This window comes from Komagataeibacter diospyri (genome assembly GCF_006538165.1).
Taxonomy (GTDB): Bacteria; Pseudomonadota; Alphaproteobacteria; order Acetobacterales; family Acetobacteraceae; genus Komagataeibacter; species Komagataeibacter diospyri.
This window is the reverse complement of record NZ_BDLU01000063.1, coordinates 26,031-47,013: the sequence shown is the minus strand read 5'-3', so window position 1 is coordinate 47,013 and position 20,983 is coordinate 26,031. Positions and strand designations below refer to the sequence as shown.

The 20,983-nt window shown below is 64.5% G+C and carries 16 protein-coding genes; 5 read left to right on the top strand and 11 right to left on the bottom strand.

Annotated features, from left to right (window positions below; all coding sequences use genetic code 11):
- Positions 1-212: 212 nt before the first annotated feature.
- Positions 213-737, top strand: a complete 525-nt coding sequence (locus MSKU9_RS14200; RefSeq protein ID WP_141262043.1) for a hypothetical protein — start codon at positions 213-215, stop codon at positions 735-737.
- Positions 738-837: 100 nt separating this feature from the next.
- On the opposite strand, the gene MSKU9_RS14195 is transcribed toward MSKU9_RS14200, so the two are convergent.
- From MSKU9_RS14195 to MSKU9_RS18610, 3 genes are all read right to left on the bottom strand, one after another.
- Entirely contained in the window at positions 838-2,412 is a 1,575-nt protein-coding gene (locus MSKU9_RS14195) for a 2-isopropylmalate synthase (RefSeq protein ID WP_141262042.1), read from the bottom strand.
- Positions 2,413-2,760: 348 nt separating this feature from the next.
- On the bottom strand, positions 2,761-3,702 hold the full coding sequence (locus MSKU9_RS14190; protein WP_141262041.1) for an N-acetylmuramoyl-L-alanine amidase family protein: 942 nt from the start codon (positions 3,700-3,702) through the stop codon (positions 2,761-2,763).
- On the bottom strand, positions 3,674-4,180 hold the full coding sequence (locus MSKU9_RS18610) for a hypothetical protein (protein WP_227001095.1): 507 nt from the start codon (positions 4,178-4,180) through the stop codon (positions 3,674-3,676). Before MSKU9_RS18610 ends, MSKU9_RS14190 begins: the two co-directional genes overlap by 29 nt.
- A 183-nt stretch (positions 4,181-4,363) precedes the next feature.
- On the opposite strand from MSKU9_RS18610, the gene MSKU9_RS14175 reads away from it, so the two are divergent.
- A complete protein-coding gene (locus MSKU9_RS14175; protein WP_141262040.1) occupies positions 4,364-7,291 on the top strand; it encodes an Rne/Rng family ribonuclease in 2,928 nt (975 codons plus the stop codon).
- A 249-nt stretch (positions 7,292-7,540) separates the two neighbouring features.
- Here MSKU9_RS14175 and MSKU9_RS14170 read toward each other — a convergent pair whose 3' ends face one another.
- The 4 genes from MSKU9_RS14170 to MSKU9_RS14155 form a co-directional block, all read right to left on the bottom strand.
- Positions 7,541-9,046, bottom strand: coding sequence for an ATP-binding protein (locus MSKU9_RS14170; protein ID WP_141262039.1), 1,506 nt, complete (start codon positions 9,044-9,046; stop codon positions 7,541-7,543).
- Positions 9,043-10,299 (bottom strand): TIGR03862 family flavoprotein, encoded by a 1,257-nt coding sequence (locus tag MSKU9_RS14165; RefSeq protein ID WP_141262038.1) that lies wholly within the window; start codon positions 10,297-10,299, stop codon positions 9,043-9,045. Before MSKU9_RS14165 ends, MSKU9_RS14170 begins: the two co-directional genes overlap by 4 nt.
- Positions 10,299-11,108 (bottom strand): serine O-acetyltransferase, encoded by an 810-nt coding sequence (gene cysE / locus MSKU9_RS14160; RefSeq protein ID WP_227002512.1) that lies wholly within the window; start codon positions 11,106-11,108, stop codon positions 10,299-10,301. The genes MSKU9_RS14165 and cysE overlap by 1 nt, the downstream gene beginning before the upstream one ends.
- Positions 11,109-11,212: 104 nt before the next feature.
- Positions 11,213-12,445 (bottom strand): UbiH/UbiF/VisC/COQ6 family ubiquinone biosynthesis hydroxylase, encoded by a 1,233-nt coding sequence (locus MSKU9_RS14155; RefSeq protein WP_141262036.1) that lies wholly within the window; start codon positions 12,443-12,445, stop codon positions 11,213-11,215.
- 205 nt (positions 12,446-12,650) lie between these two features.
- Here MSKU9_RS14155 and MSKU9_RS14150 point away from each other — a divergent pair, with 205 nt between their 5' ends.
- Together MSKU9_RS14150 and MSKU9_RS14145 are read left to right on the top strand one after the other, a co-directional pair.
- Positions 12,651-12,989 carry a P-II family nitrogen regulator gene (locus tag MSKU9_RS14150; RefSeq protein ID WP_010507216.1) on the top strand — a complete coding sequence of 113 codons (339 nt, stop codon included), beginning with the start codon at positions 12,651-12,653 and terminating at the stop codon, positions 12,987-12,989.
- A 44-nt stretch (positions 12,990-13,033) separates the two neighbouring features.
- On the top strand, positions 13,034-13,516 hold the full coding sequence (locus MSKU9_RS14145; RefSeq protein ID WP_141262035.1) for a hypothetical protein: 483 nt from the start codon (positions 13,034-13,036) through the stop codon (positions 13,514-13,516).
- 105 nt (positions 13,517-13,621) lie between these two features.
- Here MSKU9_RS14145 and MSKU9_RS14140 read toward each other — a convergent pair whose 3' ends face one another.
- The 3 genes from MSKU9_RS14140 to MSKU9_RS14130 are packed head-to-tail and all read right to left on the bottom strand — an operon-like array spanning position 13,622 to position 16,545.
- Entirely contained in the window at positions 13,622-14,578 is a 957-nt protein-coding gene (locus MSKU9_RS14140) for an aspartyl protease family protein (RefSeq protein WP_141262034.1), read from the bottom strand.
- An 8-nt stretch (positions 14,579-14,586) separates the two neighbouring features.
- Positions 14,587-15,543: a prolyl aminopeptidase gene (gene pip, locus MSKU9_RS14135; RefSeq protein ID WP_141262033.1), complete on the bottom strand. Its 957-nt coding sequence runs from the start codon at positions 15,541-15,543 to the stop codon at positions 14,587-14,589.
- A 12-nt stretch (positions 15,544-15,555) separates the two neighbouring features.
- Positions 15,556-16,545, bottom strand: a complete 990-nt coding sequence (locus tag MSKU9_RS14130; RefSeq protein ID WP_141262032.1) for a tyrosine recombinase XerC — start codon at positions 16,543-16,545, stop codon at positions 15,556-15,558.
- A gap of 265 nt (positions 16,546-16,810) precedes the next feature.
- On the opposite strand from MSKU9_RS14130, the gene MSKU9_RS14125 reads away from it, so the two are divergent.
- Entirely contained in the window at positions 16,811-19,060 is a 2,250-nt protein-coding gene (locus MSKU9_RS14125; RefSeq protein ID WP_141262031.1) for a primosomal protein N', read from the top strand.
- 107 nt (positions 19,061-19,167) lie between these two features.
- Here the strand turns inward: MSKU9_RS14125 and MSKU9_RS14120 are convergent, their stop codons facing one another.
- On the bottom strand, positions 19,168-20,853 hold the full coding sequence (locus tag MSKU9_RS14120) for an NAD(P)/FAD-dependent oxidoreductase (protein ID WP_141262030.1): 1,686 nt from the start codon (positions 20,851-20,853) through the stop codon (positions 19,168-19,170).
- Between the last annotated feature and the right edge of the window lie 130 nt (positions 20,854-20,983).

The following is a 20,983-nucleotide window of genomic DNA, read 5'->3' as shown; positions in this document are numbered from 1 at the left end:
CGTCTGGATCAGCTTGAGGGATTACCGGCGCAGACAGGGAGGGGCAAGGGGCCAGACAATTTTAATTTGTTAAAATCTTCACACTTTTGGCGATTGTTACAAAATGCCCCGCTTTCGTCATGGCCAAACCATCTATGCCATACCATTTTGTAGCGACAGGCGGCTGGGGTGTCATCGTGCCACCCATGTCCGCAATACCGGAAAAGACATACATGAAAACGACATTTCCCCGCATGACCTTCCGCCCGACGGTACTCCTTGCCGCGGGGCTGTGCCTTGGTCTTGGCGCGTGCGAGGACACCCGTGACCCCGGCCAGCGCGCCATTGGCGGCGGCCTGCTGGGGGCTGGGGGCGGTGCACTGATTGGCGGCCTGGCCGGTGGCGGACGGGGGGCGGCCATTGGCGCACTTGCCGGTGGCGCAGGCGGGGCGGCGATCGGGGCGGCAACGACGCCGCCACGCCGCCCCCGTGCCGAAGCCCCGTCCACCATATGCCCTGACGGACGCGTACTGCCGCCGGGCTATTCACCCCAGTCCTGCCCGCAGCGCGCCGCCTATCCCGCACAGCAGGGCGGATATGGCTATGCCCAGCCCAGCTATCCCCAGCAGGGCGGGTATTACGGCCAGCAGCAGGGTGGCTATTATGGCCAGTCTGGCGGATACGGTCAGGAAGGCTACCCGCAGCAGGGCGTCTACCCGCAGGAAGGTGCCTATCCCGAAGGATACGGCGGGTACTGAACACCCCCACCTGCCCCGACAGCAAAACACCCCGCCACGGACCATTCCGTGACGGGGTGTTTTTTCATCAATGCGGCGGGATTACCCGCGCCCGCGGAGATCAGGCATCCAGGGCCGCGGGTTCGGCACGGTCACGCTTGACCAGCAGCTTGTTCAGCGCATGGACATAGGCCCGCACGGCGGACACCAGCGTATCGGCATCCGCACCCTGACCATCCACCAGCTTGCCACCTTCTTCCAGCCGGACCGAGGTCCGCGCCTGCGCATCGCTGCCTTCGGTCACGGCACCAACGGAATAAAGCTGCAGCGTGGCGTCATGGGTGACGATGGCGCGGATGGCATTGAACGCGGCGTCAACCGGCCCCTGCCCTTCGGCGCGACCTTCCTCACGCTTCCCGTCGACCTCCAGCACCAGATCGGCGGTGGCGGGGCGGCGGGAACCGGCGGTCACATCCAGCGAAACGAAGCGGATGCGGGCGTGATCGCGTACTTCATCATCAACCAGGGCCACCAGATCCTCGTCGTAGATGACCTTCTTGCGGTCAGCCAGATCCTTGAAGCGTGAGAACGCTTCGTTGAACTGCGCTTCTTCCAGGTTGTCGTAGCCCATCGCCTTCAGCTTGTCGCGGAAGGCGGCGCGCCCCGAATGCTTGCCCAGCACCAGCGATGACCGGGTCCAGCCAACGCTTTCAGGCGTCATGATTTCATAGGTGGCGGCGTTTTTCAGGATACCGTCCTGATGGATGCCACTTTCATGCGCGAACGCGTTGCGGCCCACGATGGCCTTGTTGGGCTGCACGTCAAAGCCGGTAATGGTGGCCAGCATGCGCGAGGTGCGCAGCAGGCGTTCGGTATGGATGCCGGTGGTGAACGGCAGCACGTCATGGCGCGTGCGCAGCACCATGATGATTTCCTCCAGCGCCGCATTGCCCGCGCGTTCGCCAATGCCGTTGATGGTGCATTCCACCTGCCGCGCGCCCGCCTTCAGCGCCGCGACCGTGTTGGCCACACCCAGCCCCAGATCATTGTGGTTGTGGGTGGAGAAAATGACGCCATCCGCACCCGGCACGCGGGCGCGCAGGTCGGCAAAGATGCGGGCCATGTCCTCGGGCGTGGAATAACCCACGGTATCGGGAATATTGATGGTGGTCGCACCCGCGCGGATGGCGGTTTCCACACAGCGGCACAGGAAATCGGGATCGGTCCGCGAACCGTCTTCCGCCGACCACTCCACGTCATCGGTAAACTGGCGGGCAGCCCGGTTACCGGCCTCGATCACCTCCAGAACCGTTTCGGGCTCCATGCGCAGCTTGTATTTCATGTGCAGCGGCGAGGTGGAGATGAAATTGTGGATACGCCCGCGCTTCGCCGGCCTGATCGCCTCACCTGCACTGGCGATGTCGTTCTTGCCCCCGCTGCGCGCCAGTGCGCACACGACGGTGTTCTTCACCTTCTGCGCGATCTGGTGGACGCTGTCGAAATCTCCCCTGGACGCCACGGGAAAACCCGCCTCCATCACGTCCACGCCCAGTTCCTCCAGCGCTTCGGCCATGCGCAGCTTTTCCGCGAGGTTCATGGAAAAACCGGGCGACTGTTCCCCATCACGCAGGGTGGTGTCGAAAATGATGACGCGGCTGGGGTCGATACGGCCAAAGGAAGGATGGTCGATGCTCATGGTAATAACCTCGGACTTGGTCCTGTTGTGTGACGGGAGGCGGCACGGCTGTCACGTGCCCCTGTCATATTCGTGTTCGCAAACCGGCGTGAGACGGCCTGATCAATCCCCTGGGCGCGCCGGCACGCAGCCGGCCCTGATCGCTCAGGGGCGGATAAGTCGAAGACGAAGAAGCCCGGCACCGGCACATGCGCGCGTGGACAGGTGCGCATGTGCGCCCGTTCCAGCCCCAGCAATGTGCGCTATCGTTACCATGGCGCGCACAATACAGGCCCAAACCCTGATTGCAACCGTAAAAGCACGCCCGCACCATCACGCGGATGGACGGACGGACCGCCATGCGCCATTTCAGCCCGTGGCATGGGTCACCATGCTGTCGGTCGCGAAATAGCGGTCGATCGCCTGCACCATCGCCCCCGCCACCACCATGCGGTGGGCCGCCTGCCGCAGGGCTGCCTCGTCCATATGGTTGGACATGAACCCCATCTCCACCAGCACGGAAGGGATATCGGCCGATTTCAGCACCACGAACGAGGCATGCCGCGACGGGTGCTGCAACAGCCCGATGCGCGGACGGAAGGATGTGACGATACTGCTGGCCATGTGGGCGGCGCCGTGGCGCGTTTCCTCGGTCACGAGGCTGGCGAGGATTTCCTGCACTTCGGGCGAATCCGCGTGCACCTGCGGGCCGCCATAGCGGTCGGCGCTGTTTTCCGTCTGCGCCAGCATGGCGGTCTGCCGGTCCGACGCCTTTGACGACAGGGTATAGACACTGGCCCCGCGCACGGCGCGGTTGGTCAGGGCATCGGCATGCATGGATATGAACAGCGACGCCTTGTGGGTATGGGCGATGTCCACCCTGCCTTCCAGCGGGATGAAACGGTCATCCGCGCGGGTCATCGCAACACGGTAGCGCCCGCTGGCTTCCAGCTGGCGCTGCAGTTCGCTGGCCGCTGCTTCCGCCACATGCTTTTCATATGTCCCGGAAACGCCGATCGCGCCGGGGTCCTTGCCGCCATGGCCGGGGTCCAGCATGACCAGCGGCTTCGGCGGGGCGGCCCGACCGACAATGGCGGGAGCATGCAGCGGCGCATGCGCCACGTGGGCGGCATGATGTGTGGCCCCGGCGTGGACCGGGACATGCGCCGCAACCCGCGCCAGTGCCGTCGTGGGCGCAAGCCCCGCCAGGCCGCCCACCAGCATGCGCCGCGTCAGATCGGGCACGCCTGCACCATCGTGCCGTGACATTGACTGCAGGGCATCATTTCCATCCGGCCGGCCTTTGAGCATGCATCTTGTTCCGGTCAAAACAGTTACGGGTCTGTCCGCTTTCCTTATCACCGTACGGGCTGGCAGTCAGCGGGATAAACGCAAGGCCCCTTGCAGGAATGGATTCATTGCGCCATGCTGCCCAGCCGTGATGGACCACGCCAAGTCCGGCTGCCTTGCGGGCATGTCCGAAACGGCCCGATGCCAGCAGGCATGACTTTCTCCATCCGGCATGCATCATGCATGCGCGGCATACGCTTACCGGCCTTTCATACCGGCCACGCCACGGCGTGGGGGCAGATGCCACGCACGACCTGACGCTGCCGCGCCGGTGTTCCCCATCGACAGGAAACCGGATGGCATACCAGTCGATACGGAAGGTCCCGCCCCGGCAATCAGGCCGGGCCGCGCCCTCCCCAGCCATGACCGAGGATGGATTGAACACCACGCGGGTTTCCGCCGCACATGCGATGACACCATGCCCCGCTGCGGGCGGCACGAATACGCCGCATCCGCAGGGCAGACATGGCCTGTCCGCCCGCGCGCCGCGCGGTGGTGTTCCGTCCGGGTCCGGTCGCCTGTTTTTTTATGTTTCTGTCCGTTCCCCCTGCCTCCCCCTGCCGCCACGGATCGCGCGCGCAGCCCGGATGCCGGAACGTGACATACCGGAGTGCGCCTATTTATGAGCAAACGCATGCTGATCGACACGACCCACGCGGAAGAAACCCGCGTGGTCGTGATGGATGGTAACCACCTGGAAGATTACGATGTTGAAGCTGCATCCAAGAAGCAGCTCAAGGGCAACATCTATCTGGCCAAGGTTATCCGCGTGGAACCCAGCCTGCAGGCTGCGTTCGTGGATTACGGCGGCAACCGCCACGGGTTCCTCGCCTTTAGCGAAATCCACCCCGACTATTACCAGATACCCGTAGCCGACCGCGAAAAGCTGCTGGCGCTGCAGGAAGAGGAACGCCGCGCGGAAGAAGAACGCCGCGCGCGTGATGACGAGGAAGAAGACGCCCCCCGCGCCGAGGACGAGGCCGACGCCCCGACCGGCGAGGAAGGCGACGAGCCCGAAACCGTGGGCGGTGAAAACGACACCGGCGACGAAGCACAGGCCCAGCGCCGCATCGCGCGCTTCCTGCGCAACTACAAGATCCAGGAAGTCATCCGCCGCCGCCAGATCCTGCTGGTGCAGGTGGTCAAGGAAGAACGCGGCAACAAGGGTGCCGCGCTGACCACATACGTATCGCTGGCGGGCCGTTACTGCGTGCTGATGCCCAACTCGCTGCGTGGCGGGGGCGTATCACGCAAGATCACGTCGGTTACCGACCGCCGTCGCCTGCGTGACATCATTACCGAACTGCAGATCCCGCGCGGCATGGCCATGATCGTGCGCACCGCCGGCGCCCAGCGCCCGCGCGCCGAAATCATGCGCGACTGCGAATACCTGCTGCGCCTGTGGGACGACATCCGCCAGCACACGCTGGAATCGGTCGCACCCGCGCTGATCTATGAAGAAGCCAGCCTGATCAAGCGCGCCATCCGCGACATCTATACGCGCGAAGTGGGCGAAATCCTGATCGATGGCGAGCCGGGCTGGAAGTCCGCGCGTGAGTTCATGCGCATGCTCATGCCCCAGAACGCGCAGAAGGTGCGGCTGTGGCAGGACCATGAACAGACCCTGTTCTCCCATTACAAGGTGGAGGGACTGCTGGATTCCATGCTTTCGCCGTCCGTGCAGCTGAAGTCAGGTGGCTATCTGGTCATCAACCAGACCGAGGCGCTGGTTGCGATCGACGTGAACTCGGGCCGCGCCACGCGTGAGCGCAATATCGAGGAAACTGCGCTGCGCACCAACCTCGAAGCCGCCGAGGAAGTCGCCCGCCAGCTGCGCCTGCGCGATCTGGCCGGCCTGATCGTCATCGACTTCATCGACATGGAAAGCCGCAAGCACAATGGCATGGTCGAGCGGAAGCTGAAGGACGCGCTGCGCACCGACCGCGCGCGCATCCAGGTGGGCCAGATCTCGCATTTCGGCCTGCTGGAAATGTCGCGCCAGCGCCTTCGTCCCTCCATTGCCGAATCCGCCTTCATGCCCTGCCCGCACTGTCAGGGCACCGGCATCGTGCGCGGGATCGAAAGCTCGGCGCTGCATGTGCTGCGCGCGATCGAGGAAGAGGGCATGCAGCGTAAGGCCGCGGAAATTTCCGTGGGCGTCGCACCGGAAATCGCCTTCTACATCCTCAACCACAAGCGCAGCTGGCTGTCAGAAATCGAAACCCGGCACAAGATGCAGGTTGCCTTCGCACCCGACGCTGCCCTGCAGCCGCAGGAATGCAAGATCGAGCGCGTGCGCCAGCAGACGGCCCGCTTTGACGCGCCCGTAGTCGAACAGGCCCCGGCTGAAACCAGTCATGTGCGTGAAATCCAGATCCAGGCCGAACCGCCCGTGACCGACGCCGCCCCCGAGGCCCCGACCAGCACGGAAGAGGACGAGGATATCGCGTCAGGCACCGACCATCGTCGCCGTCGTCGCCGTCGTCGCCGTCGTGGCAATGGCACCGCAGCGCAGGGCACCCAGACACAGGCAACCGAGGATACGGCACAGGAAGCACCCGCTCCGGTCGCAGCCTCCACACCCGCGCCTGAACCCGCACCGCGTGAAGCCTATCGTGGTCCTACCCCGGCCGATCCGTATGGCGATGCGATCATCGACATCTTTGACGTGATCGAACAGACGACCGCACCCAGCGAAGTGGTTGTGGAAGCCGATCCGGTCGTGGTCGAAGTGGAAGAAGCTGCTCCGGTGGCCGAGGAAGAAAGCGCCAAGCCGCGCCGTACGCGTCGCCGCACGCGCCGTCGCGCCACCCCGGTGGAAAACGAGGCGGCACCGGCAGCACAGGAAGCCGAGGCCACACCCGCCCCGGTCGCCGAGGCAGCAACCCCTGTCGTGGAACCCGAAGCCGCCCCCGCACCTGCGGAACCGGCAGCGGAAGAAGCGACCAAGCCACGCCGCCGCCGTGCTGGCACGACCACCACGCGCCGTACCAGCACACGCCGCAAGGCCGCTGATACGGCCGTAGAGGCTGAAACCCCGGTAACGGAAGCCGAAGCGAAACCGGCAGAAGAGCCGGCAACCGAGGAAGCCGCCCCCGCCAAGCCCGCGCGCAAGCGTGCGGCCAGCCGCAGCACGGGCACGACGGCCACCACGCGCCGCCGCACCACCCGCACGGCGGCAAAGGCTGCGGACAAGGCCGAGGAACCGGCGGTGGAAACACCCGCCACGACCGAAGCCGAAGCTACGGTCACGGAAGAAGCCCCCAAGCGTCGTCGCACCACGCGCCGCAAGAAGGCTGAACCCGCGACGGAAGCGGCCCCTGTGGAAACCGTAACCGAAACGGCGGAAACCGCACCGGAAAAGGCTGCAAAGCCGGCCCCGAAAAAACGGACCACAACCCGCAAGACGGCCACGACCACGACGGCGACCCGTCGGCGCCGCAAGAAGGCCGATGAGGGAACCGAACCCACGGCGGATACCGCCCCCGCCCCGATCGACGTGGACGCCACCCCGACCACGCACCGTCGGACGGGATGGTGGAAGCGCTGAGCAGCCTCAGCCCGCCAAAAACAGAAAACCCTGCCTTCGCAAGAAGGCAGGGTTTTTTATTGGCCCGGCATCCCTGCCGGAAACCGGTCCATCGCTTCATACGCACGACAGGCAGCAGGCTTTGGCTTGGCCTGATAAGGCTTTTTCAAAACAACATATTGATAAAAATACAAGTTTCCGGGTATCGCCTTTTCCAAAAAGGCAGGGTTCTTCGAAACTTCCTGAAAAAAGCTTCACCAAAAACTTTTATTATTTTTCACCATTTCCATCCGGCATCGCAGGGGCGGTTTCCCAGCCCGGGCCGATAATGGCGGCGCTACGGCGGCCCAGCCCGTCATTACGCAGGACGATCATGTTCTGCTCCTCCAGATAGGCCAGTTGCCGCCGGGCGCGACCCAGCGAATGGGTGCCATAGGTACGGGCAATCAGGCTGTCGGACGGGCAGGGCTCGCCATGCAGGGCGGCGCGGGCAATCAGCAGGAAAATACCCTGTACATCATCAGGCAGCACGCCTGCCATCTGTTCAGCCTGCCGCCACTGCCCGCTTTCCGCGGTCTGGGCGTCTACCCCGGCCTTGGCCACCGCCAGCAGGCGGCGGAAGCGCGGCATGTCCAGCGCGTCGCGTCCCATACCCTCGATCCGGCAGCGGACAAGGAAATCCTGATACAGCACATGCACGGGACGAAAACCCGCATCCTCGTCGCGCAGGATATCACTCAGGATCTCGATGAAACGCAGCCTCTGGGCCGCCGCGTCCACGGGTGGGCCATCCGGTTCTTCTTCCACTGTGTCCACGGTCGCGGTTTCGGCGTGGGCGGCAAGCTGGGACAGGATATCGGGTGGCGGACTGAAGCTGCGCGCAGGGCGGGCGGGGATTTCGCGTTCAGGCACGGGGGTCAGGATCAGTTCACGGATCTCATCACCCGCAGGTACCGGCTCGAACGGCATGAGTGTGGGACCGGCCGAGCGGCTTTCGGTTTCCACCGGGCCGATCTTCACCGCCAGCGGCCTGCGCGATACGGCGGGGCCAAGGGCCACGAAATATCCCCGCTCCAGATCGCGGAAACTCTCGGCCTGCCGCCGTTCCATACCCAGCAGATCGGCAGCACGCATCATGTCGATATCGAGAAAGGTGCGGCCCATGAGGAAGTTCGAGGCTTCGGCCGCGACATTCTTCGCCAGCTTGGCCAGGCGCTGGGTCGCAATCACCCCGGCCAGTCCCCGCTTGCGCCCACGGCACATGAGGTTGGTCATGGCGCCCAGTGATGCCCGACGTGCCTCGTCCGATACCTCGCCCGCCGCCGCCGGCGCAAAAAGCTGGGCTTCATCCACCACGACCAGCACGGGGTACCAGTAATCGCGCGGCACCTCGAACATACCGCCGAGGAAGGCGGCGGCACGACGCATCTGCACCTCCGCGTCCACGCCTTCAAGGTTCAGCACGACGGAGGCCCGGTGCATGCGCATCCGCTCACCCGCCGCCTGCAGGGCGGCTTCGGTATGTTCGGCCGCATCAATGACCAGATGGCCGTAACGTTCGGCTATGCTGACAAAATCGCCTTCGGGGTCAATGATCGCCTGCTGCACCATACGCGCGGACTGTTCCAGCAGGCGGCGCAGCAGGTGCGACTTGCCCGACCCGGAATTGCCCTGCACCAACAGGCGGGTAGACAGCAGTTCCGCCAGATCCATCGTCACGGGGGCATCCGTCGCCATGGCCCCGCGCCGTTCACCAATCGTGATTGCAACACTCATGGCGCTGACGGATACCGCCCGCGCTGCGAGTCACGCAACCATTCCCATGCGCCTTGCCCCGCCATGCGGCCGGTCGCAACACAGCCCTGCAACAGGTACCCGCCGGTAGGCGCCTCCCAGTCCAGCATTTCACCGGCGGCGAAAACGCCGGGCAGCGCGCGCAGCATGAAGTGATCATCCAGCGCGGACCACGCGATTCCCCCCGCCACCGAAATGGCATGGTCCAGTGCCGCCGGCGCACGCAGCACCACTGGCACGGCCTTGACCAGACGGGCAAGGGCTGCGGAATCACGCGGCGGTGGTCCTTCCTCCCCTTCACGCAGCAGGGCAACAGCCACGGGCGGCAATCGCAGCGCCTTGCGCAATGTGTTGGACAGACTTTCACGCGAGCGCACGCGGGCGATGCGGGTGGCGATTTCCGCCACATCCAGCGCAGGCCGCAGGTCGATATGGACCTGCGCATGGCCGTCACGGGCAATCCGGTCGCGAATCGCAGCCGACAGGGCATAGACCGCGCCGCCTTCAATCCCCGTGCCAGTCACCACGGCCTCACCCCGCACCGTGTCAGCGCCATCCAGCGTAAGCGCAATGCCCCGCAGCGGCGTGCCGGCAAAGCGGGCGGTGAACGGATCACTCCACCCGGTTACGAAGCCACAATTGGCAGGGGCAAAGGACGTGACATCAACACCCAGCCCCAGCAGACGTTCCCGCCATGCGCCATCCGATCCCAGCCGCGCCCAGCTTGCGCCACCCAACGCCAGTACCGTGGCGTTAACCCGCCACGACGCCGGACCACCGGGGCCTGATACAAGCAGCCTGCCATCCACGTCCCACCCATCCCAGCGGTGGCGCGTCAGCAGCCGCACGCCGCCTGCGGCAAGCCGCGCCAGCCATGCCCGCAACAGCGGCGATGCCTTCATGGCGCGGGGAAAGATACGTCCGCTGCTACCGGTAAAGCAGGGCTGGCCCAGTCCTTCGGCCCACCGCACCATGTCCTGCGGGGTAAAGGCCCGCAGGGCGCGTTCCATCATCGGGCGGGCATTACCGTAACGGGCGGCAAAAGCATCAGCCGGTTCGGAATGGGTCAGGTTGAGGCCGCCCCGCCCGGCCATGAGCAGCTTGCGCCCCATGGTAGGCATCTGTTCCACCACGCTGACGCCACACCCGTGAGCGGACAGGATTTCGGCTGCGGCAAGGCCCGCGGGGCCGCCGCCAATGACCGCCACATGTGGCCTGAAAACGAATTCGGTCATCAGATGATATAATCGATCGGCGGCAGCATCTGGTCCATGGTGAAGGCTGGCAGGCTGGAATGCCGCGTGCCCACGATACGGGCTGGATTACCCACCACGGTGGTATAGGCCGGCACGGATTCCAGCACGATGGAGCCAGCGCCAACCTTCGCCCCCTCGCCGATTTCGATATTGCCCAGGATCTTGGCCCCGGCCCCGATCAGCACGCCACGGCGCACCTTGGGGTGGCGGTCGCCCACGTTTTTGCCGGTACCGCCCAGGGTCACGCCCTGCAGCAGGGACACGTCATCTTCCAGAACCGAGGTCTCGCCTATGACGATACCCGTGCCGTGATCCAGCAGGATACGCCGTCCCAGCCGTGCCGCGGGATGGATGTCGACGGCGAACAGTTCAGAACACCGGCTTTGCAGGTGCAGGGCAAGGTAGCTTCGGTTGTTGTGCCACAGCCAGTGCGCCACGCGGTAGCTCTGCACCGCGTGATACCCCTTGAAGAACAGAAAAGGGGTGACGTAATTGGCCGTGGCCGGGTCACGTTCACGAATGGCCACAAGGTCCGCCGCCGCCGCACTGACGATATCGGGGTCGGCGTCGAATACCTCGCTCACCAGTTCGGCCAGTGCGTCATCCGCCACCGAACGGTCCCCCAGCTTGCGCCCGATCAGGGCGGCCAGCGCACAGCGGAAGGACGCATGGTTGCGGATGCCGGTAGCCAGCAGCCCCTTGACCAGCGGGTCATTGCACCCGCACGCGCCGTTCACGATTTCCTGCCACAGCGCAATGGGGTCCACATGCCCCAGTGTTGGCGGCATGACGGGGCGTGTGCGTGTATCCATGGGAATGCCAGCAGGCTGCTTTTCAGACATAAGCCATCCGTTCCGGCCCTTGGGGCCTGTTAATCGTCGCGATCTCCGTTTTACAGGCCCATGGCGTGCCGGGCAAAGCTGCGGCGCAGCGGGGTGATGCGGTTGACGGTCGCAAGCCCCACGTCACGCGCCAGACGCAGGACCGGGTTATCATTGCCGAACAGGCGTTCCAGCGCATCGGTCGCCACCAGCATGAGCATGTTGGCGGGACGGCAGCGGGCCTGATACGTGCGCAGCACATCCGCAGCCCCCACATCCCCGCCGCCTGCATGCACGCGGCCCAGGATATCAGCCATGGCAATCACGTCACGGAAACCGAGGTTCAGCCCCTGCCCCGCGATGGGGTGGATACCATGCGCCGCATCCCCCACCAGGGCGAGACGCGTATCAATATAACGCTGCGCGTACTGCGCGGAAAGCGGATAGACCCACCGCCGCCCCACCGGGTTGATGGCACCCAGCCAGTCATCGCCCATGCGACGGCGGATTTCGTGTGCAAACGCGTCATGTGGCAGGTCGGCCAGACGGTGGGCGACCTTCTCGCTTTCGGTCCAGACAAGGGCGGACAGGTTGGGATGTTCGGCCGTTCCCGCCATGGGCAGTTGCGCGAACGGACCGGCGGGCAGGAAATGTTCCAGCGCGCGGCCTTCATGCGGGCGTTCATGGGCCACGGCGCACACGATGCCACACTGGTTGTAGGGCAGGCGTGTAACCGTAATGCGGGCCTGGTCACGCAGCGGGCTGCGCCGTCCTTCGGCCGCGACCACCAGGCGTGCGTGGATGACACGACCGCTGGTGGTGCGGATCACCGCGCCATCGGGGCTGCGCGTCACGACCCCTTCGTCAGGGGCGAAAACATGCAGGCCGGGCGTTGCGTGCAATGACGCATTCAGCGCCACGCGCAGGGCACGCGCCTCGATCATGGCACCGAAGGGCTGGTCGGCATCGCCACGCCCGAATTCAAGGAACAGGCGAGAGGGCGGCTGCCCCGGCCTGCCATCGGTCACGCGGATTTCGCGTATGTCGCACGATTCCATGGGCAGGCGCTGCCACACGCCGGCTTCTTCCAGCAGGCGGCGCGAACCTGCGGCGATGGCATAGGCGCGGCCATCGAAGGCGGGATGTTCCATCGGCGGCAGGGCCGCACGGTCGATGATCGCCACCTTCATGCCATCAGCGGCAAGACGGCAGGCAAGTGTCGCACCCACCGGTCCCGCCCCCACGATGCAGACATCGACCTCAAGAGGTCCGGGCGCGGTGTGGGATGGCATGTTCGCGGTCATTTCGTTTCCTGTTCTGGCCCGTGCGGGCAGGGACGGCAAGCCTGCCGGATTTACGCCCCTCCACGGGGCAGGCACAAGCGCGCTTAACACATCAGGTAAGCCAAGGCGGATGACATGCATCACCCGATCAGGGTATAGATGGGATGTTACTTTATCTTTCACACACGGTCAGCCCGGCCGGACAGCAGAATGGAGACGCGGTGAGATGAAGCTTGTCACAGCCATCATCAAGCCTTTCAAGCTCGACGATGTGCGTGAGGCCCTGACCCCGTTGGGGATACAGGGGCTGACCGTATCGGAAGTCAAGGGCTTTGGCCGACAGAAAGGCCAGACCGAAATCTATCGCGGGGCGGAATACCACGTCAGCTTCCTGCCCAAGATCAAGATCGAGGTCGCCGTGACCGACGATCTGGTGGAACAGGCGGTGGAAACGATTCTGGAAGCCGCCCACACTGGCAAGATCGGCGATGGCAAGATCTTCATCTCCCCCCTCGACAGCGTCATCCGCATCCGCACGCGGGAAACGGGCGACAGCGCCCTGTAACCTCTCTTTTTTTTACAACCATCATTTCAGGACCGACCCACTCCATGGCCACATCCTTCCGTTTCAAGGTCGCAACCGCGTCCGTACTCGCCTTCGCACTGTCCACCGGTGCGGCACACGCCCGCGAAACCTCCAAGTCATGCCACCAGAAGTTCACTACAGCCCGCACCGCAGGCACGCTGAACGGGCAGAGCTACAAGGATTTCAAGACCGCCCAGTGCGGTGACGCCGCCAACGCGGATACCAGGACCGCTGAAACGGCTGCCCCCGCAGCCAGCCCCGTCGCAGCACCAGCAGCACCCGCCCCCAAGGCTGCGGCCCCAGCTGCGGCCCCCGTATCCACCAGTGCAACGCTTCCCGACGCCATTTCCGCGAAATACAGCAAAGAAGCTGCGGGCAAGGCCCGCATGCACACCTGCCTTGACCAGTACAACGCCAACAAGGCCGCCAACGCCAATGGCGGCCTGCGCTGGATCCAGAAGGGCGGCGGCTATTACAGCGTATGCAACGCCAAGCTGAAGGGCTGATCCACCCCGATCACCCCCGACGGTTATATCTCGGGCCCGGCAGAGCATGCCGGGCCTGATTTGTTTAGGGACTGCTTGAAAACAGCCTGTTTTTCAATTCATCCCTTATCTGGTGACCTGCCGTGGCGCGGGCCGGATGAAAATCTGGTTCGTGGCATAGGATATCCACACCCGGTGGGTGGCAAACCAGTCCGACCCCAGCAGCATTTCCAGATGTTCGCGCAGGGGGGCCACGGTCAACGTGACATTGCGCTCCAGTTCATGACCGACCTGCAGGCTGTCAAAACGATGCCAGTGATAGATATCCCTGTGCCCGTCCACGCTTGCGGTCACGCCGCCGGGATCGCGGTCAAGCTGTGACTGGCTGACACCAGCGCGACGTGCGACTTCTGGCGAGACAATGCGCGACCGCGCGCCACTGTCCAGCAATGCCGTAACCGGCCTGCCATCCAGCCTGACTTCCAGCAGGAAACGGTTGTCCTGCCTGCGCAGCGGCACGGTTTCATACGGTCCGTCCCATGCCGGTGGCGGCGCGCAGGCCATGGAACCATGCTGAATGTTCCATAATGTCAGCATGCCACCGGGTACATCCATATCCAGATCGAAGCGCGACAGGATATCTCCGCCCAGCAGCCCCGCCACGGGTGGATGGATCATCGGCTGTCCCGGCAGTTCGCCCACCGGCACCGAACGTGCGCCGAAATCGACATTCCCCACCCGCAGGTCCGGCACCAGGGCGTTCGGCGTCGCCTGCGCCGTCCCGCCCGTGCCATGGATGATGGTTTCATGGTCGGGATCAAGCCGCAGCCGCAGGTAACCGACCATGTCAGGTGTCAGCAGGCCGCCATCCGATCCCGTATCCACCAGCGCGCTGAGGTCATGGCCCGCAATGCTTATGACAATGGACAGGTAACCCCCGTCATCACGCAGCGGCACCTGGGCCACGCGTTCATGGTTACACAGACGCGGCACGGTATCCTGTGCTGCCATGGCCGATGTCACCGGCGACCCGTAGCCCAAAAGGGCTGCGGCAATGCCCCATGTCGCAAACCATGTACGCATTCTGGCCACTACGCCAGTCGCCCGGCCATGGTGTCGGTTGCATCCAGCAGGGCGGACAGGATACCCGGCTCGGTCATGGCGTGGGCGGCCGTATCGACAATCCGGAAATCCGCTTCGGGCCACGCGCGGTGCAGGTCCCATGCAGTGCGCATGGGCGTCGTGACATCATACCGTCCCTGCACGATGACGGCGGGAATATCGCGGATACGCCCCACATCACGGACAAGCTGGCCTTCGTCCAGCCATCCGGCATTGATGAAATAATGATTTTCGATACGTGAAAACGCCAGCGCGTAACGCGGGTCGGCATGCTGGATGATGGTATCGGACGCAGGACGCAGGGTAATGGTGCGCCCTTCCCATACACTCCACGCAATGGCGGCCTTCATCTGCACATCCGCATCAGGACCGGTCAGCTGGCGGTGATAGGCCGCCATCAGGTCGCCACGTTCAGCCGGGGGTATAGGTGCTACAAACTGTTCCCACAGGTCAGGAAACAGCCATGATGCACCGTCCTGATAATACCACAGCAATTCCGCCCGGCGCAGGGTGAAGATACCGCGCAGCACCAGAGCGCTGACATGGTCGGGATGTGTCTGTGCATAGGCCAGCGCCAGCGTGGACCCCCACGACCCGCCGAACACCATCCATTTTTCCGCACCGGTCATGATACGCAGCCGTTCGATATCGGCCACAAGATGCCATGTCGTGTTGTTGACCAGTGATGCATGCGGGGTTGATCGCCCGCAGCCACGCTGGTCGAACAGCAGGATGCGGTATAGCGCGGGGTCGAACATCTGGCGCTGGAAGGCCGAACAGCCGCCGCCGGGACCACCATGCAGGAAGACCACCGGGATGCCATCGGGATTGCCGCACAGCTCCCAGTAAATGCGGTGTCCCTCGCCCGTATCAAGCCAGCCGTGATCGTAGGGGGCGATCGGGGGATAGGGGAACCGCTGGGACATGGGCAATCCTGTTCATCGTGCAGTATCGGGCGGGGTATCGGTGGCATGGGGATGCGCACGTGTCCAGACATCCATAAGCCTGGCTTCGTCCGCCAGCGTATAACGCTGTGTGGTGGACAGGCTGGCATGGCCCAGCAGGTCCTGTATCACGCGCAGGTCGGCGCCACCTTCCATAAGGTGGGTGGCGAAGGAATGCCGCAGCGCATGCGGGGTTGCATGGTCGGGCAGACCCGCCATGTGTCGCCATGTCCGCATGGCGCGCTGGGCAATACCCGCCTGCAGGCGGCCACCACGTACGCCCACGAACAGCGGCGCATCGGGCTGCGGCAACGGATGCACGCCCCGCCAGCGCGCAAGGGCCTGCATGACCTGTGGCAGCACGGGCACCATGCGCTCCTTGCCACCTTTGCCGCGTATGCGCAGCACGCCGTCGCCTTTCGCGCCATCACCAAGGGTGCGGGCCTGATCCAGATCGCGTACATCCAGCGTCAGGGCTTCGGAAATACGCAGGCCACATCCATACAGCAGCATGAACAGCGCCCCGTCGCGCACCTGCGCCATGGGGGTACGGGCGATGTCCGATACCCCTTCGGGCACCTCCAGCGCCTGTGCCTGTGGCAGCGGGCGGGGCAGCGGGCGGCGCGTGCGCGGCGTTGCCAGCAGGCCCGGCGCGGGGTTATCGACACCATGGTAGCGCGCAAGATAACGGTAAAAGGACCGCAGCGCCGAAACCCGGCGTGCCCGTGTCCGCGCGGCACGATCCTGCGTGGTGGGGCGGCGGCCGCTCAGAGCCATGGCATGTTCATGGGCAAGCCACGCACGCAGGTCGGCCAGCGACAGGCCCGCCAGCGTCCCCATATCCGGTTCCGCGCCCAGATGCATGGTCAGGAACGCAAGAAACCGGTCCAGATCCCCCCGATAGGCCGTAAGCGTCAGGGCAGAGGCACGGCGTTCGGTTTCCATCCATTGCAGGAAGGCGTCACGTGCTTCGGTTGCCGTCATGTCCTGCACCCTTTCATCCTGCTGCCATGTAACCCGGAACTTTCTTGAAAAACGCGATGATAAAAATAACAAAAGTGTCCAGACACCACCTTTTTTCAACAAGATACTGTTTTTCCAAGCTTTCTGGAAAAAGCTTCACCAAAAACTTCCTCATGATTGCAGGATGTCTGAAAGACAGACCTTTCACACAGTTTCTTATGACGGTGTGTGCGCCATGCGCAAATGATGGACAAGACACGGACGATGCCTGACGGTAGAAAAACACATGCCGCATCGCAATCCTTCACAACCGGACCTGCTGCCCACCCCTGTTGATGGTCGGGTGCGGGTCATGCTGACCCTGCCTTTTGCCGGGCCGCTGGACTACCTGCTACCGCCCCGTCTGGCCGATGTGCGCCCTGGTGACATCGTAAGCGTCCCACTGGGGCGCCGCACCGAAACGGGCGTGGTATGGGACGCGACATCCCGCCTGCCGCCCGAATTTACCCCCCCACCCCAAAAGGAAGTGGCGACAGCGCGCCTGAAACCCGTGGCAGCCCGTCTTGACCTGCCGCCCCTGCCCGCGCAGTTGAGACAGTTCGTGGACTGGGTGGCGGCCTATACCCTGTCGCCGCCGGGCATGGTGCTGGCCATGGCGTTACGGGCCAATGCGCTGGCCCCGCTGCCGCGTCCTGCCTCCGGGTGGGTAGCTGCCCCGGCGCTGCCTGCGGACCTGCGCCTGACGCCCACAAGGCGGAAAGTGCTGGATACCGCTGCCGAAGGCCCGCCCTTGACCACCACGGAACTGGCCCGCCGGGCAGGCGTGGGCGCTGCCGTCATACGCGGACTGGCGCAGGCGGGCGCATTGCAGGCGATTGAAATCGCCCCGCCACCGCCCTTCAGCATTCCCGATCCCACGCACTGCCCCCCGGTGCTGGAGGGCGATCAGGCGGCGGTCGCCACCGAACTGCGCGCCCGCGTGGCGGAAGATGGCTTTTCCATCACCCTGCTGGAAGGGGTAACCGGGTCCGGCAAGACCGAGATTTACATGGAAGCCATAGCCGCCTGTATCGCCGCCGGACGGCAGGCGTTGGTGCTGCTGCCGGAAATTGCGCTGTCGGCCCAGTGGACCGGGCGGTTTGCCCGCCGCTTTGGCGCGGAACCCGCCCTGTGGCATTCCGACCTTGGATCGCGCCTGCGCCGGGTAACATGGCGGGCGGTAGCCGACGGCACGGCACGGGTGGTGGTCGGCGCGCGGTCGGCGCTGTTCCTGCCCTTTCACCAGCTTGGCCTGATTATTGTTGATGAGGAGCACGAAACCGCCTTCAAACAGGAAGATGGCGTGACCTACCACGCCCGCGACATGGCGGTGGTCCGCGCGCGCATGAGCAGCGCGCCCGTCGTGCTGGTCTCGGCTACCCCCAGTCTTGAAAGTCTCGCCAATGTCGGCGCGGGCCGTTACCGGCACCTGAAGCTGGGCGCACGCCACGGTAATGCCAGCATGCCCGATGTGGAAACGCTGGACATGCGCGCGGACCCGCCTGAACGCGGGCTGTTCCTGTCGCCTGTGCTGACGGATGCGATCAATGATGCGATCGGGCGCGGGGAACAGGCGATGCTGTTCCTCAACCGCCGGGGCTACGCGCCGCTGACGCTGTGCCGCACCTGTGGCCACCGCATGCAGTGCCCCAACTGCACCGCGTGGCTGGTGGAACACCGCGCGCGCCATATCCTGACCTGCCACCATTGCGGGTATGACGAACCCATTCCCCAGACCTGCCCCAAATGCGCCGATGCCGACAGTCTGACCCCCATCGGCCCCGGCGTGGAGCGGATAACCGAAGAAGCACGCGCCACCTTCCCCGATGCGCGGATACTGGTCATGGCCAGCGATACGCTCAATGGTCCCGCGGCCACCGCCGCCGCCGTCGAGCGCATAGCACGGCGCGAGATCGACCTTGTGATCGGCACGCAGATCGTGGCCAAGGGCTGGCATTTCCCGCACCTGACGCTGGTGGGAATCGTAGATGCAGATCTGGGCCTGGGCGGTGGCGACCTGCGCGCATCCGAACGCACGGTGCAGCTGTTGCATCAGGTCGCAGGCCGCGCGGGCCGTGCCGAGGCACCGGGCCGCGTGCTGCTGCAAAGCTACGTGCCTGACCACCCGGTCATGCAGGCGCTGGTATCGGGCGATTTCGCAAGCTTCATGGAACAGGAAGCCGAACAGCGCCGTCCCGGCTTCTGGCCACCTTATGGCCGGCTGGCGGCCCTGATCGTCAGTGCCGAAATGCCCGATGCGGCAGACCTGACCGCGCGTGCGCTGGGCCAGAATGCGCCCCGGATGGATGGCGTGCAGGTGCTTGGTCCGGCACCTGCGCCACTGGCCATCCTGCGCGGGCGGCACCGTTTCCGCCTGCTGCTGCGCGCGCGGCGCAATATCGCGGTGCAGCCGATCATGCGTGAATGGCTGTCGCGCGTGAAGCCCGAACGCGGGGCACGGATCGACGTGGATATTGATCCGGTTTCGTTTTTATAAAAAACTGAAAAAAAGAAGTTTTTGGGTGCTGCCTTTTTTTAAAAAAGGCAGCGTTCTCCGAAGCTTTTTTGAAAAAAGCTTCACCCAAAACTTTTATTTGTTTTCATTTACTGCGCATCGGTTGCGTGCGTCATGTCGCGCTGCATGGCCTGCTCAACCGGGCGACCAGCCAGTGACAGGGCCACAGCTTCGGCAATGCGGATACCGTCAATTCCCGCCGACAGGATGCCCCCGGCATAGCCTGCCCCTTCACCCGCCGGGAACAGGCCGCGCATGTTCACGCCCTGCCCGTCCACCCCGCGCGGGATGCGCAGGGGGGAGGACGTGCGTGTTTCCACCCCCGTCATGACGGCATCCCGCATGGAAAAGCCGGGGATCTTCCGCTCGAACGCGGGCAATGCCTCCCGCATGGCGGCCACCGCGAATTCCGGCAGGCAGCGCGCAAGGTCGGTGGGGGTAACACCGGGTTTGTACGATGGCACGACATCGCCCAGCGTGGTGGACGGCCTGCCGTCAAGAAAATCCCCCACCGTCTGCGCCGGGGCGAAATAGGCGCCGCCGCCAGCTTCGAACGCCTTGCGTTCCCACTCACGCTGGAAGGCGATACCGGCCAGCGGGCCTCCGGGATAATCGCGTTCCGGTGTCACGCCCACCACAATGCCCGCATTGGCGTTGCGTTCGGCGCGGGAATACTGGCTCATGCCATTGGTCACCACCTGCCCGACCTCCGACGTGGCTGCAACCACCGTGCCGCCGGGGCACATGCAGAACGAATAGACCCCGCGCCCGTTGGCCGCATGGTGCACCAGCCTGTAATCTGCCGCCCCCAGCAACGGCACGGTTTCGGGCTGGCCATAACGCGCGGTATTGATGACGGATTGCGGGTGTTCGATCCGCACGCCGATCGAAAACGGCTTTGCCACCATGTTCACACCTGCCGTGTGCAGGGATTCAAAGGTGTCACGCGCACTGTGGCCAATGGCCAGCACGACGTGGCCTGCCGCAATTTCATCCCCGTCCGCCAGCCGCAGGCCAGTGATACGCTGGCCACCCGTGCCATCACCCTGTGTCACGAAATCGGTCACGTGCGCGCCAAAACGGTATTCGCCGCCCAGGGCCTCGATCTCGGCACGGATATGTTCCACCATCGAGACAAGGCGGAAGGTGCCGATATGCGGGCGGGAGAGGTAGAGAATTTCCTCCGGCGCGCCCGCGCGCACGAATTCCGTCAGCACCTTGCGCCCGTAATGCCGGGGATCGCTGACCTGGCTGTACAGCTTGCCGTCCGAAAACGTTCCGGCCCCCCCTTCGCCAAACTGCACGTTACTTTCAGGGTTAAGGATGGATTTGCGCCACAGGGCAAAGGTATCGACCGTACGCTCACGCACCACCTTGCCACGCTCCAGCACCAGCGGGCGCAGTCCCATCTGCGCCAGCACCAGTGCCGCCATCAGTCCGCATGGCCCGGCACCGATCACCACCGGGCGCACGAAACCCGCCCCCCGCGCCATGGCGGGTCCATCATCCACCACGAAATGATAGGACGTATCGGGGGCGGGCATGATGTCACGCGCGCCGCCATGCGCCGCAAGGACGCTGGCTTCATCCCGCACGGTGCAGTCCACCGTATAGACCAGCACGATACGGTGCCTGCGGCGGGCGTCATGCCCCCGGCGGAATATGCATATGTCCGTAATATCCGTGACAGGCACGCCCAGCCGTTCGGCCACGGCCTGCGTCAGGGCAGCGTCATCATGGTCGATGGGCAGGCGCAGTTCGGTCAGTCGGATCATCGGGTCGCGTTTCCATGGCAATGGGGCTGTGGCGATGCCATATCACGGTGGCCCCCTGCACAAAATGCGCTAAGTGCTGGTGACGTGCCGCAACCTTCTGCTAGGAAGGCGGCACACTTTCAATCCCACT